The following is a 12,245-nucleotide window of genomic DNA, read 5'->3' as shown; positions in this document are numbered from 1 at the left end:
CCTTCTCCTTTTCCGCTACTGCCGGCGGGGCAGTTTACAGCAGGTTGCCCTGCGCCAGTGCCGCCACCAGATCGGGGTGATACACAGGGCGCAGGGTACCGGCCACATAGGCCGCCCGCAGCCGGGCATAGGCGGCGTCCAGGTCATCATTGACCACAAGAAAATCGTACCACGGGGCCTCGCGCAATTCCTGGCAGGCATTGTGCAGCCGGCGGGCAATGGTTTCTTCCGTGTCCTGACCACGCAGGCGCAGGCGCCGTTCCAGTTCTTTCATGTCAGGAGGCAGCACAAAAACAAAGGTGGCTTCCGCCAGGCTGGCCTTCAGCTGGCGCGCGCCCTGTACGTCAATGTCAAACAGCACATCCCGCCCCTGGCGCAGCATCTCGCGCAGAGGCCCCAGGGGGGTGCCGTAAAGATTGCCGTGCACCTCCGCCCATTCGGCAAAATAGCCCTGCCCGCGCAGCGTCTCGAAACGCTCCCGCGACAGAAAGTGATAGTCCTGTCCGTCCACCTCGCCGTCACGCGGCGCACGGGTGGTGCAGGAAACCGAGTAGGCAAAGTGCGGAAATTCCTCGCGCAGGCGCCTGATGAGCGTGGTTTTGCCCGCTCCAGACGGTGCACTGATGACCAGGGGCATGCCGTGTCGTGCCATTAGTCGTCTTCCTCCTGCGCAAAGCGCTGGCTGATGGTTTCGGGCTGGATGGCGGAAAGGATGACGTGATTGGAGTCGGTCACGATGATGGAACGCGTCTTGCGCCCCTGCGTGGCATCCACCAGGCGCCCCTCGGCCCGGGCATCCTCCCGCAGGCGTCGCATGGGCGCCGAGGCCGGGCTGACAATGCCGATGACACGGGCGGCCAGCACGTAATTGCCGAAACCGATGTTGATGAGCTTGTCGCCTGCCATGCGCTATTCCAGATTCTGCACCTGCTCGCGGCACTTTTCCAGCTCGTTCTTGAAATCCACCACCAGACGGGAAAGCTGCACATCTGGCAGCTTGTTGCCGCAGGTATTGATTTCGCGAAAGCATTCCTGAAGGGTGAAGTCCAGGCGGCGTCCGGCATCCGTGCCGCTTTCCAGCAGCTCGCGCAGGCGCTCCAGGTGCGTTTGCAGGCGGGTCAGCTCCTCGCTGACGTCCAGCCGGTCGGCCAGCAGGGTAATTTCCTGCAAAAAGCGGCCTTCCTCCAGCTCGGTTCCCAGCGTGGCCAGGGCCTCCGAAATGCGCTCACGCAGGGTATCGGCCCGTTCCTGCTTGATTTCCGGCGCCCGCCCGGCAATAAGTTCCGTCCACTCCTCCATGCGCAGCACGCGGGCGCGCATGTCCGTCACCAGGGCGCGGCCCTCCTTGCTCCGGGCCTCGTTCCAGTCCTGCAGGGCCAGCGTCAGCCCGTCCTCCAGCTGGAGCACCAGCTCTTCGTCCACTTCATCCCCGGCCTCGCCCCACAGCAACGACAGGGAAAGCAGCGCCGTATAGTCCGGCGTCCAGGCTTCGCCCCGATCCCGGGCCAGCTGGCAAAGACTGTCCAGCATGGCCGATGCCGCCACCGCGTCAAAATGCAGGGCGGGCGACATGTCCGGCGCGAATTGCAGTTGCAGGCTGATGTCCACGCGCCCGCGCGAAGCATGGCGGCGCACCACCTTTTCCAGGCGCGGCTCCAGACTGCGCACGCAGGAGGGCAGACGCCACTTCAGGTCAAGGTGACGGCCGTTGACGCTCTTGATCTCCCACTGCTGGGTGATACCGCCATTTTCCACAAGACAGCGGCCAAAGCCGGTCATGCTGCATACCATGGATTTGCTCTCCGTCAGAAGGGTAGGCCAGCTGCCCGACAGGGAAGCGGCATTCTGTAAAAATAGGGCATGCCCCTGCCGATTGCAAGAACGGCCGGCCCAGACCCGCTACTGGCCGCCGCCCTGCGCCGACGGGCAGGAGCCGGTACCGCAGGCGCCCCCGCAGCCGGAAAGCCCCTTGGCCATCTTGGAAGCCAGGGGATGCACCGGACCGACCTTGAAAGGAAAGGCTCCGGTCTTGAGCGGGCTGGGGGCGCTTATCATGCGCTCGGTCTGGGCATGGCCGCAGACAGGGCAGGGCGGAACCTCGTCACCAAAGACAAGTTCCTCAAATTTGGCGCCGCACTGGGGACAGGTAAAATCAAACATGGGCATGATCAGGTGCCTCCCGGAAAATTTTTTGCAGGTCGTGACCTTGTCGTCGCAATACGGGTGCTTATATACCCATCAAAAGAGGCAAGGCAAGAGGCCGCCGTGCCCGATGGGCCGCCATGCGGCAAACTGTCAACGGGAATATCCCGGGAGAAACCCCATGAGTAAGAAAATTCTGATGCTGGTCGGCGACTTTGTGGAAGACTACGAAGCCATGGTTCCCTATCAGATGCTGCTGATGCTCGGCTATGACGTGCATACCGTATGCCCCGGCAAGAAAGCCGGCGACATGGTAAAGACAGCCATCCATGATTTTGAGGGCGATCAGACCTATTCCGAAAAACGTGGCCACAACTTCGGCATCAACTACGATTTTGACAAGGTGAACACGGACGATTACGTGGGCCTTGTGGTGCCCGGCGGCCGTGCCCCCGAATATCTGCGCCTCAATGCCCGCGTGCTGGACATTGTGCGCGCCTTTGATGCAGAGCGCAAACCCATTGCCGCCATCTGCCACGGGCCGCAGATTCTTGTCTCCGCCGGGGTGCTCAAGGGCAAGACCTGCACCTGCTATGCCGCCGTCAAGCCCGATGTGGTGGACGCCGGCGCCACCTGGGCCGAAAGCAATGATACCGCCAGCAATGCCGTGGTGTCCGGTCACCTGGTGACCGCGCCGGCCTGGCCCGCGCATCCTGCCTGGATTGCGGCCTTTGTGAGGCTGCTGGGCGCGCAGATCAGCATCTAAGGCGCAAAAAAGCCTCTTTCTGCCGGCAGACAACGGCCGTGCCCTGCCGGCTCTCCTCCCGGCGGGGCACATGCCGGCACAGATGACCGGCAGAGCTGTCTTTTCGGAAAAACCTCTTCACTCTCCGGCCCCTTCCCCTGCGGGAAAGGGGCCGTTTCTGTTTCCATGGCAGCCGTCTCTGGTGCAGCCCCTGCGGGCTGGTCATGCGGCGCGCCTACACAGCCTCCACCCGCAGCCCTGTCTGTTCCAGCGCCACGGGGCGCACTGTCAGCAGGCCCGTTTTCCGGGCCAGTGACGGCGGCAGCAGGCAGGGCACATAGAAGTCATTGACACCCTTGCCCGAAGCCCGCGTACCGTCGGCATGCGGACTGTCGGCCACCACCTGGAAGCGGGGCAGCGCCATCTGGGCCTGCCGAAAAACCTGCTGGCGTGCGGCTACGGCCTCGCGTACCCGGCGGGCACGCTCCTGCCGGACATCCGGCGCTATCTGGTCGGCAAAGCGGTCTGCCGCTGTGCCGGGACGCCGCGAATAGGGAAAGACATGGGCATAGCTGAAGGGCGTTGCGGCCACAAAGTCCAGCAGGCAGCGCACATCTGCCTCGCTTTCTCCGGGAAAGCCCAGGATGATGTCTGCCCCCAGGCCCATGACAGGCCAGTGGGCGGAAAGCTCCCGCACGGCCTCCTGCAGACGTTCCGCGTGATAGTGACCGCGCCCCATGCGGCGCAGCACCGCATAGGAGGCATGCTGCAGGGAAATGTGCAGATGCGGGCAGACCAGACGACAGGCCATGAGCGTATCCACTCCCCGGCTGTCCAGCTGTCCCGGCTCCAGCGAACTGATGCGCAGGCGCGCCCGGCCCGCAAATTCCGGCGCCAGGGCCGCATCCAGCCAGGCCAGCAGCTGCCAGAAGTCCCCGTAGTCCGGGCAGTCCCGCCCGTACTGGCGCAGATTGATGCCCGACAGCATGAGCTCCGCATAGCCGGCACGGAAAAGGCGCCGGGCCTCGTCCAGAATGTCCTGCGGCGCCCGGCTGTGGCAGCGACCCCGCGTGAGCGGCACGATGCAGTAGGTGCAGCGGTGCTCGCAGCCATCCTGTATCTTGAGCACCGGGCGTGCCCGCCGGAAACCCCCAATACGGAAGGGCGGATAGCCGGCAGCGGCGGGAGTGTCGGGCGGGGACGCCGTCAGGCCGCGCACCAGGCGGCCATCCAGCAGGGCAGCCTTGTTTTCCTGCCCCACCACGGCGTCCGCCTGCGGCAGCTGCCCCTGCCTGGCGGCATGGGGGGCCGGCGCAAAATGCTCCACCAGGTGGGCCGCGCATCCTGTCAGCACAATACGTGCCTGGGGCGCCTCGCGCCGCAGACGCAGAATGGCTGCGCGTGCGTCACGCTCGCCATGCGCCGTGATGGCGCAGCTGTTGATGCAGATCACATCCGCTGCCGCGGGATCGTCACATTCCTGACCGCCCTGCGTTTGCCAGGCTTCGCGCAGGGACTGACTCTCATACTGATTGACCTTGCAGCCGAAGGTCAGCACATGAAACTTCCAGCTCTTCATGGACGCCTTGTATGCAAAGGCGGACGACTTGACAAGCTGACGGGGCAGGATATGGTCAGCAGATGTTGCGTCACATTGTCTGTGCGGGGCTGACCGCGCTTGTGCTTGCCGTCCTGCCGGCGCCGGCCGCAGGGCAGGCCCCCCCTCTGGACGGGGCTGTTGCCGTCACCACGGGCAGCCTGCGGCACGACTCCCCGGCATTTCAGGAAGAGGCTGCGCTGGACTGGCACTGCCTGCAGGCGGCCTATCCCCGGTTGCGGCGCATGGAAGCAGACGGCCAGGGCCGTCTCTGGCTGCACCTTGCCGACGGGCAGCGCGTGCTCTATGCCGCCGGACAGCCGGCTCCCCCGCCGCGGCATCCCCACGGCCCGGAATGGGATGTGGATGTGCGCTCCAGCATGCGCCAGCTCTATGTGCCCGATCCTGAACGTCCGCCCACGCCGGCGGGGCAATCGCCGGGACGCCGGCGCTCCTATGCGCTGCTCCAGGCCCTGTACGGCAGCACGGCCCGGGAAACGGCATCCCGTGTCCGCCGGGTGAGCTTTTTCCGCCAGACGCTGCTGCTGGAAGAAAGTGCCGCCCGCGCCCTGCAACGCGTGGAGGCGCGCCTTGCCCCCCTGGTGGCCGCCCGCCCGGCGCTGCGGCGCTATCTGAAGCAGAGCGGCGGCTTTGTGTGGCGTGCCATTGCCGGGGAACAGCGCCTCAGCCCGCATGCCTTCGGCATTGCCCTGGACCTCAGCCCCCGCCTGGCTCCCTACTGGCGCTGGTCAGCCCTGCGTCCGCATCCGCTCCAGGCCAGCTATCCCACGGAAATCGTGACAGCCTTTGAGGCCGAGGGCTTCATCTGGGGCGGAAAATGGCATGAATACGACATCATGCACTTTGAATACCGCCCTGAACTGCTGTGCAAATCCCGTCTGCTGCTCCGCCGTCAGCAGGAAGCAGGGGCCACCCCGGCTTCCGGCCCAGCCCCCAGCCCACGCCCCTGACACCGGCCTGGGGCAGGCTGGTCACGGCACAAAAAAAGGCCCCTGCACCGGCAGGAGCCTTGACATCATCCCCGCGGACGGGCGCTTACTTTCCCGTGGCCGCGGCTTCGTCCACAACCCAGATGAGATCACCCACCGTGGGGCGCACAAGCTGTGCCGGCAGGGTAGGTTCCGCCAGCAGATTGAGCGTCTTGGAAAGCACATCGTGCTTTTCCTTGCCCGTAACAAGAAACATGCAGCAGCGCGAATTGTTGATGACCGGCAGGGTAAGGGTCAGGCGGTCCGCCTTGCGTTCCGGCACATACTGGTCAATGACCAGGCGCTTGCGCTCCACCAGTGCCGGCGAGTTGGGGAAAATGGAGCCGGTATGCCCGTCATCCCCCACACCAAGCAGCATGAAGTCAAAACGCGGGAATTCGTTGGGGCCAATGTTGAAATCCGCCCGGATCTGCGCCTCGTACAGGGCAGCCGCCTTGACCGGATCCATTTCGCCACGCATGCGGAAAAAGTGCGTCACCGGCAGATAAGCCAGCATTTCGCGCCGCGCCAGGCCGTAATTGCTGTCAGGGTGATCCGGGCCGACGCAGCGTTCGTCCACCCAGAAGAAGGTGATCTTTTCCCACGGGAGACGATCCGCCCAGTCACTGGCAGCCAGCAGCCGGAACAGCGGAATGGGCGTCTGCCCGCCGGAAAGCGCAATCTTGAATACGCCACGCTCGCTCACGGCCTCCTCGCAGGCAGCGGCAAGAATATGGGCCGCACGTTCGGCCATGGCTGAGGGGTTTTTATGAATATGCACCGAAAGGTGTATGGAACGGCTGCGCGCTTGCATAAAGGACTCCTTCGTTTGAAACGGGGACAGTATGCCACAGGGAAGTCTGCGAGAAAAGGGCTTTTTTGCGACGATTTTCAGGAGGATGGGCCACCACCGCTCCTCAGGGGGCGCGCTGCTCCAGAACAGAGGAGGTCTCCAGCCGCTTCTTGCCCCCACCGGCCCGCAGCCCCAGCGGCGTCACCCGGCCCGACGGGCCAAGGTCGATGCGCAGCACGCACCACGCCCCCAGCCAGGAGCACAGCCTGTCCTGCCGGGAAAGCAGGCTTTCGCCCCTGCCGCCGGGCAGATGCAGGGTACCAAAGAGGCGCCAGCTGCCGTAGGGCCTGCCCAGGCACACCACCTGCCACCAGGGCAGCCCCCTGTGCGGCCAGGGATGGCGTGCGGGGAAAAGAGTATGAAGCAGGCCGGGCAGGGACGCCACATTCCAGAAGGTGACCGCCAGCCCGCGAACAGCCACGCGCGCGGCCTCTTCCACGGCCTGGGCCGCCGCAGCGCCGTCATGATTCCCCAGATGCAACACCGCCCAGTCAAAACTGTCCGGCCCGAAGGGAAGGTAATCGTCATGCGCCGCCACCACCTCCACCCCGCAGGGCGCACACGCCACGGCCTCATGCCGCTGTTCCGGCCGGCCTTCGCAGGCCGTCACGTCAAAGCCGCATTCCCAGAGCAGGGAAAGGAGCTTCCCCGCGCCGCAGTTGATGTCCAGCAGCGCGGCATGGCGCCGCCTCCAGGGAGCCAGCGCCCCCCGCAGCAGCGAGCGCTGGCGCGGAAGAAGAAAGGCCTCGTTCCCGTAGCGGGACCTGTCCACCGAGTCATTCATGCCACAGTTCCTTTTGCACCATCTTACGGAAGAGGCCGGGCGCTTGGCAATCCCTCTTCTTCAGGTGCGGGACGCAGCACAAGCAGGAGAATCTCTCCGGGAACGCCCAGCCGAAAGGGAAAACCGCTCCACAGGCCGCAGCCGGACGACACCACCAGGCGGGAATCCGCATCGCCGTACAGGCCACGCACATAGCCGTCATTAAAACGGGCCACCAGCCAGTCCACCCCCAGCAGGGAGCCGCCATGCGTATGCCCGGAAAGTTGCAGGCGTATCCGTCCCCGCAGTTTCGAGAACAGGGCAGGGCGGTGGGCAAGCAGCAGCACGGGCGGTGTCCCCTCCCTGGCGTCAGGGCGCTGCCCCGTGATGCGGGAAGGCCACGCCCGCGCACTGGCGGCCAGGGCACGCCGCAGCGTCCCTTCCGTATCCGGTCCGGGCAGGCCGAAATGCGCGGCCGCCTGATCCGTCACCCCAAGCAGAAGCAGATGACTGCCCCGGTAGGGCAGCAGCGCAAAGGCATTGTCCAGCATGCGGATGCCCAGCCGGCCAAGCACGGGCTGCCAGGCCGGATAGCTGGAATAATATTCATGATTGCCCGCACAGCCCCAGACTCCCAGGGGGGCACGCAGGCCGGCCAGGGGCTGGATATCCGCCGCGCGCTGTGCCGGCGATCCGTCCATCAGGTCCCCTGTCAGCAGGATGATGTCCGGGCGAGCCGCATTGACACGCGCCACCAGTGCTTCCGCCCAGGGGCGGGAAAAGGTCTGACTGAGATGCAGATCACTCAGGAGGGCCAGGCGCATGCCGTCCAGCTCCGGCGGCAGATGGCGCACGGGAATTTCCACTTCCCGCACAGCAGGCACCCGCAGGGCCGCGGTAATGCCTGCGCCCACCAGCACAGCCGCCAGCAGCGCCAGCCCCAGGGAAATGCCCGCATCCCGCGCCCGCAGCCATGTCCACGCATGGCCCAGCCCGCAGCGCTCGGCCAGCAGACACAGCAGCAGCAGAACATCCCGCCCCAGACTCAGGGCGGCAAACAGCAGCACCAGTCCCAGCGGAATGCCCGCCCCCACCTGAAACCAAGACGGCAGTTCCGGTGAATAGGACCCGAAGACAAGGCGAAAGAGCAGCAGCTTGCAGGCCCCGGCCGCCGTCAGCACCGCCAGCAGCAGACGCAGGGGCAGGGCAAGGGGCGCACGCCACAGAACGCGCACCAGCACGTACAGCGTCAAAAAAAGCGAAAACGCGGTCAGCATGACCGCGTTTGTACAAAAAGGCGAAGGAGGTGGCAAGCTCCTTCGCCAGGCGGCATCTTTTGGGCAGGCAGGCCGCCTTTTCCCGGTCCGAGGCCCGGGGCCTGTCTGCGTGCAACACTACGGTACGGCAGCCCGTCCCGCGCCCCGACGCTCCCCCGGCATACGTTTTTACGCGGAACGGGCGGTGCCGGGAACACGATCGCTTCCCCACGGCAGAGCGTCGCCGGCGTCGTGTACGGGACCGGCGGAAAGCGGCATCCCGTCCCGGCAGTCAGCCACGCTGCCCGGACGACCCTCCGCCCCTAGCGGACGGCGATGGCCTCCACCTCCACCAGTGCTCCCATGGGCAGGGCGGATACGGCCACACAGGAGCGGGCCGGATAGGGCGCCTGGAAAAAGGTTTTGTATACCTCGTTGACTGCCGGGAAATGCGCCATGTCGGTAATGAAGACCACCGTCTTCACCACATGTTCCGTCCCCAGCCCGGCAGCGGCCAGCACGGCGGACAGATTTTTCAGCGCCTGCCCGGCCTGGGCCGACACGTCGCCGTCCACCATCTTGCCGGTTTCGGGAACCAGGCCGATCTGGCCGGAAAGATAGACGGTCTCGCCCGCCCGGACGGCCTGACTGTAGGGGCCAACGGCTGCCGGAGCGCCGGCGGTGGAAAGACATTCTCTGTTCATGGCAGTCCTCCTTTGACTGGGTGACGGAAAGGGCTGATATGCCTGCTTCCCGGAGAAGATGCTAATGAAAGGTGGGCAGCAGCGCAAAAACGGAAAGGGTGTGGCACACGGCCACGGCAATGCCGTACACCAGCAGCAGGGGCACGGCCCAGCCGGCGCCGGGCATGCTGTAGTCGGAGGGACCGTGCTTGCGGCGGCTGGTATGCAGGAGCATGGCCGGCACAATGACCGACCAGATGGCCGCTGCCAGTCCGGCCCAGCCGATGGCGGGCAGGAAGCCGTCCGGCCAGATGAGACCGCCGATCATGGGCGGCAGAAAGGTGATCAGCATGGTCAGGGTGCGCCCGCGCCGGCTGTTGTCAAAGTGGCAGAGGTCCGCCATGTAGTCAAACAGCCCCAGACCCGCCCCCAGGAAGGACGTGGCAATGGCAAAGAGGGCAAAGGCTTCCAGCATCTTCTGGATGACATAGCTCAGCGAGGACCCCGATGCCGCCACCAGATGGCCCACATTGCCGCCGGCCGCAATGACGGCCCGGAATTCCTCGCGGTCCAGGATGCCGTCAGCTGCGGTAATCCAGACCAGGTAGCAGACCAGGGCAATGAAGGTGCCGTTGCGCAGGCAGGCATTGATGATGCGCGGCTCCTTGCCAATGTACTTGATGAGGCTGGGAACCGACGCATGAAAGCAGAAGGAGGTCAGGTAGGTGGACAGGGCGCCAAAAATAAAGATGGCTTCCCCCTTGTTCTGGCTGCCCAGCAGATTTTCCAGGCTGGCATTGCCGATCATTCCGCCCACCGACAGGAAAAAGGTAATGATCATGCCGCCCATGAGCAGCACGGACAGACGGTCCACCGCGCGGGAACTCCACCACACGCAGGCCGTGAGCAGCAGGGAAAAGAACAGGCTGGTCAGAATGCGGGGGGGCGTGATGCCCCATCCGGACTGCATGGCCTGCTGCACCACGGAACCGCCGCTGCTCACATAGGCATAGACCAGCGTATAGAGCACAAAGGCCACGGACAGGCCGTTTACCAGACTCCAGGCCGGACCGAGGGTCCTGTAAACAAGCGTATGCAGGCTGTCCCCAGGCTCGAAGCGCAGATTGACCTCAAGAATGGCCTGGCTGGCCCGCAGCATGCAGAACCAGGAGATGAACATGATGAGCACGGACCACTTGAACCACATGCCTGCCGAAATCATGGGCAGGCCAAGCATGCCCGCCCCGATGGCCGTGCCGGCCACCACCATGGAGCCGCCCATAATGTGCTGAAAATCCGGGCCGAACAGATACCGCATAGACGTTTCCCCCTCGTTGCGCTGCCGGAAAGCGAGGTGCCATCTTGGCAGAGAGGCGTCGTCAAATCAAGGGAGGGAAGACCCCGCCTTGAAAAAGGCGGCAAGGCCGTATAGACTGCTGCCTGGCCTTTTTTTCGCCAACATCCATGCTGAGGAACTCATGAGCAACGAACCTGACAAGATCATCTATTCCATGATCCGCGTGTCCAAGCGGCACGGGCAAAAGGAAGTGCTGAAGGATATTTCCCTCTCCTACTTCTACGGGGCCAAAATAGGCGTTCTCGGCCTCAACGGGGCAGGCAAGTCCAGCCTGCTCAAGATTCTTGCCGGTGTGGACCAGTCCTTTGACGGCAAGACCGTGCTGGCCCCGGGCTATACCATCGGCTACCTGGAACAGGAACCCCTGCACGATGAATGTCGCACCGTGCGCGAAGTGGTGGAAGAGGGCGTAAGCGACCTCATGGCCATTGCCAGGGAATTCGAGGAAATCAACGCCAAGTTCGCCGAACCCATGGAACCGGAAGAAATGGATGCCCTCATCGAGCGGCAGGCCAATGTGCAGGAACTCATGGACAGCAAGGGCATCTGGGACCTGGATTCCCGCCTTGAAATGGCCATGGATGCCCTGCGCTGTCCCCCTGCCGACATGCCGGTCAACAAGATTTCCGGGGGGGAACGCCGCCGCGTGGCCCTGTGCCGCCTGCTGCTGCAAAACCCGGACATCCTTCTGCTGGACGAACCCACCAACCATCTGGACGCCGAGTCCGTGGCCTGGCTGGAACGCTACCTTTCCACCTTCCCCGGCACGGTCATTGCCGTCACCCACGACCGCTATTTTCTTGACAATGTGGCCGGCTGGATTCTGGAACTGGACCGCGGCCGGGGCATTCCCTGGAAGGGCAACTATTCCTCCTGGCTGGAACAGAAGCAGAAGCGCCTTGCCCAGGAAGACAAGACAGAGGCCGAGCGCCAGAAAACCCTGGCCCGCGAACTGGAATGGATCCGCATGTCGCCCAAGGGCCGCCACGCCAAGGGCAAGGCCCGCATCAATGCCTACGAGGCCATGCTTTCCCACGAGAGCGAAAAGCGTGCCCCTGACCTGCAGATCTACATTCCGCCGGGACCGCGCCTGGGCAAGAGCGTCATCGAATTCAAGGGTGTCACCAAGAGCATGGGCGACAGGCTGCTCATGGAAAATCTGAATGCCCTCATTCCCGCCGGGGCCATCGTGGGCATCATCGGCCCCAACGGGGCGGGCAAAACCACGCTCTTCAAAATGATCACCGGGCAGGAAAAGCCCGATGCCGGCACCATCACCGTGGGAGACACCGTGCAGTTTGCCTATGTGGACCAGGGGCGCGAATCCCTGACGCCGGGCAAGACCGTCTATGAACTCATCAGCGACGGACACGACACCATCAAGCTGGGCGGACGGGAAGTGAACGCCAGGGCCTACTGCACCCGCTTCAACTTTCATGGGGCGGACCAGCAGAAGAAGGTGGACGTGCTCTCCGGCGGCGAGCGCAACCGCCTGCACCTGGCCCGCATGCTCAAGTCGGGCGCCAACGTGCTGCTGCTGGACGAACCCACCAACGACATTGATGTCAATACCATGCGCGCCCTGGAAGATGCGCTGGACAATTTCGCCGGCTGTGTGCTGGTGGTGAGTCACGACCGCTGGTTCCTGGACCGCATTGCCACGCACATCATGGCCTTCGAGGGCGATTCTGCCGTGGACTTCTTTGAAGGCAACTTCACCGAATACGAGGAAGACCGCAGAAAGCGTCTGGGCAAGGACGCCGATACCCCCAGGCGGCTCAAGTTCCGCCGGCTGACGCGCTGATTTTCCCTTGCGGTGACACTGCCGGCAACGGTACCTTCTGCAAACTGTCCACAAGG

General features: G+C 64.2%; 13 protein-coding genes. 3 read left to right on the top strand and 10 right to left on the bottom strand.

From position 1 onward, the window contains the following. Nucleotides 1-34 precede the first annotated feature (34 nt). The 4 genes from gmk to Q0J57_RS05380 form a co-directional block, all read right to left on the bottom strand. On the bottom strand, nt 35-652 hold the full coding sequence (gene gmk / locus Q0J57_RS05395) for a guanylate kinase (RefSeq protein WP_297217938.1): 618 nt from the start codon (nt 650-652) through the stop codon (nt 35-37). Next, on the bottom strand, nt 652-906 hold the full coding sequence (locus Q0J57_RS05390; protein ID WP_297217934.1) for a DUF370 domain-containing protein: 255 nt from the start codon (nt 904-906) through the stop codon (nt 652-654). The genes gmk and Q0J57_RS05390 overlap by 1 nt, the downstream gene beginning before the upstream one ends. A gap of 3 nt (nt 907-909) precedes the next feature. Then, nucleotides 910-1,791: a YicC/YloC family endoribonuclease gene (locus Q0J57_RS05385; RefSeq protein ID WP_297217931.1), complete on the bottom strand. Its 882-nt coding sequence runs from the start codon at nt 1,789-1,791 to the stop codon at nt 910-912. 108 nt (nt 1,792-1,899) lie between these two features. Then, on the bottom strand, nt 1,900-2,166 hold the full coding sequence (locus tag Q0J57_RS05380) for a zinc ribbon domain-containing protein (RefSeq protein WP_297217928.1): 267 nt from the start codon (nt 2,164-2,166) through the stop codon (nt 1,900-1,902). A 157-nt stretch (nt 2,167-2,323) separates the two neighbouring features. On the opposite strand from Q0J57_RS05380, the gene Q0J57_RS05375 reads away from it, so the two are divergent. Then, nucleotides 2,324-2,908 (top strand): DJ-1/PfpI family protein, encoded by a 585-nt coding sequence (locus Q0J57_RS05375; RefSeq protein WP_297217926.1) that lies wholly within the window; start codon nt 2,324-2,326, stop codon nt 2,906-2,908. Nucleotides 2,909-3,122: 214 nt separating this feature from the next. Here Q0J57_RS05375 and Q0J57_RS05370 read toward each other — a convergent pair whose 3' ends face one another. Further along, nucleotides 3,123-4,466: a MiaB/RimO family radical SAM methylthiotransferase gene (locus tag Q0J57_RS05370; RefSeq protein WP_297217923.1), complete on the bottom strand. Its 1,344-nt coding sequence runs from the start codon at nt 4,464-4,466 to the stop codon at nt 3,123-3,125. Nucleotides 4,467-4,528: 62 nt separating this feature from the next. Between Q0J57_RS05370 and Q0J57_RS05365 the strand changes: the two genes are divergently transcribed. After that, a complete protein-coding gene (locus tag Q0J57_RS05365) occupies nt 4,529-5,455 on the top strand; it encodes a M15 family metallopeptidase (RefSeq protein ID WP_297217920.1) in 927 nt (308 codons plus the stop codon). A gap of 85 nt (nt 5,456-5,540) precedes the next feature. Here Q0J57_RS05365 and pgl read toward each other — a convergent pair whose 3' ends face one another. The 5 genes from pgl to Q0J57_RS05340 form a co-directional block, all read right to left on the bottom strand. Continuing rightward, nucleotides 5,541-6,287, bottom strand: a complete 747-nt coding sequence (pgl, locus tag Q0J57_RS05360; protein WP_297217917.1) for a 6-phosphogluconolactonase — start codon at nt 6,285-6,287, stop codon at nt 5,541-5,543. Nucleotides 6,288-6,390: 103 nt separating this feature from the next. Continuing rightward, on the bottom strand, nt 6,391-7,110 hold the full coding sequence (locus tag Q0J57_RS05355; protein WP_297217913.1) for a methyltransferase domain-containing protein: 720 nt from the start codon (nt 7,108-7,110) through the stop codon (nt 6,391-6,393). A gap of 23 nt (nt 7,111-7,133) precedes the next feature. Next, entirely contained in the window at nt 7,134-8,366 is a 1,233-nt protein-coding gene (locus Q0J57_RS05350) for a metallophosphoesterase (protein WP_297217910.1), read from the bottom strand. A gap of 302 nt (nt 8,367-8,668) precedes the next feature. Further along, nucleotides 8,669-9,049, bottom strand: coding sequence for a RidA family protein (locus Q0J57_RS05345; RefSeq protein WP_297217906.1), 381 nt, complete (start codon nt 9,047-9,049; stop codon nt 8,669-8,671). 61 nt (nt 9,050-9,110) lie between these two features. Continuing rightward, a complete protein-coding gene (locus tag Q0J57_RS05340; RefSeq protein ID WP_297217903.1) occupies nt 9,111-10,346 on the bottom strand; it encodes an aromatic amino acid transporter in 1,236 nt (411 codons plus the stop codon). Between the two features lie 160 nt (nt 10,347-10,506). Here Q0J57_RS05340 and ettA point away from each other — a divergent pair, with 160 nt between their 5' ends. Then, nucleotides 10,507-12,189 carry an energy-dependent translational throttle protein EttA gene (gene ettA / locus Q0J57_RS05335; RefSeq protein ID WP_297217900.1) on the top strand — a complete coding sequence of 561 codons (1,683 nt, stop codon included), beginning with the start codon at nt 10,507-10,509 and terminating at the stop codon, nt 12,187-12,189. Nucleotides 12,190-12,245: the final 56 nt, after the last annotated feature.

Origin of the sequence: uncultured Desulfovibrio sp. (assembly GCF_944324505.1) — a bacterium.
Taxonomy (GTDB): Bacteria; Desulfobacterota; Desulfovibrionia; order Desulfovibrionales; family Desulfovibrionaceae; genus Desulfovibrio.
Note: the sequence above shows the minus strand (reverse complement) of the source record. Positions and strands in the feature narration are given on the sequence as shown.

Bases quoted from the DNA above. Each gene is read 5' to 3' on its own strand.
- Q0J57_RS05345 (WP_297217906.1), bottom strand. From the start codon at position 9,049: ATGAACAGAGAATGTCTTTCCACCGCCGGCGCTCCGGCAGCCGTTGGC.
- Q0J57_RS05355 (WP_297217913.1), bottom strand. From the start codon at position 7,110: ATGAATGACTCGGTGGACAGGTCCCGCTACGGGAACGAGGCCTTTCTT.
- Q0J57_RS05365 (WP_297217920.1), top strand. From the start codon at position 4,529: ATGTTGCGTCACATTGTCTGTGCGGGGCTGACCGCGCTTGTGCTTGCC.
- pgl (WP_297217917.1), bottom strand. From the start codon at position 6,287: ATGCAAGCGCGCAGCCGTTCCATACACCTTTCGGTGCATATTCATAAA.
- Q0J57_RS05350 (WP_297217910.1), bottom strand. From the start codon at position 8,366: ATGCTGACCGCGTTTTCGCTTTTTTTGACGCTGTACGTGCTGGTGCGC.
- Q0J57_RS05375 (WP_297217926.1), top strand. From the start codon at position 2,324: ATGAGTAAGAAAATTCTGATGCTGGTCGGCGACTTTGTGGAAGACTAC.
- Q0J57_RS05380 (WP_297217928.1), bottom strand. From the start codon at position 2,166: ATGCCCATGTTTGATTTTACCTGTCCCCAGTGCGGCGCCAAATTTGAG.
- ettA (WP_297217900.1), top strand. From the start codon at position 10,507: ATGAGCAACGAACCTGACAAGATCATCTATTCCATGATCCGCGTGTCC.
- Q0J57_RS05370 (WP_297217923.1), bottom strand. From the start codon at position 4,466: ATGAAGAGCTGGAAGTTTCATGTGCTGACCTTCGGCTGCAAGGTCAAT.
- Q0J57_RS05340 (WP_297217903.1), bottom strand. From the start codon at position 10,346: ATGCGGTATCTGTTCGGCCCGGATTTTCAGCACATTATGGGCGGCTCC.
- Q0J57_RS05385 (WP_297217931.1), bottom strand. From the start codon at position 1,791: ATGGTATGCAGCATGACCGGCTTTGGCCGCTGTCTTGTGGAAAATGGC.
- Q0J57_RS05390 (WP_297217934.1), bottom strand. From the start codon at position 906: ATGGCAGGCGACAAGCTCATCAACATCGGTTTCGGCAATTACGTGCTG.
- gmk (WP_297217938.1), bottom strand. From the start codon at position 652: ATGGCACGACACGGCATGCCCCTGGTCATCAGTGCACCGTCTGGAGCG.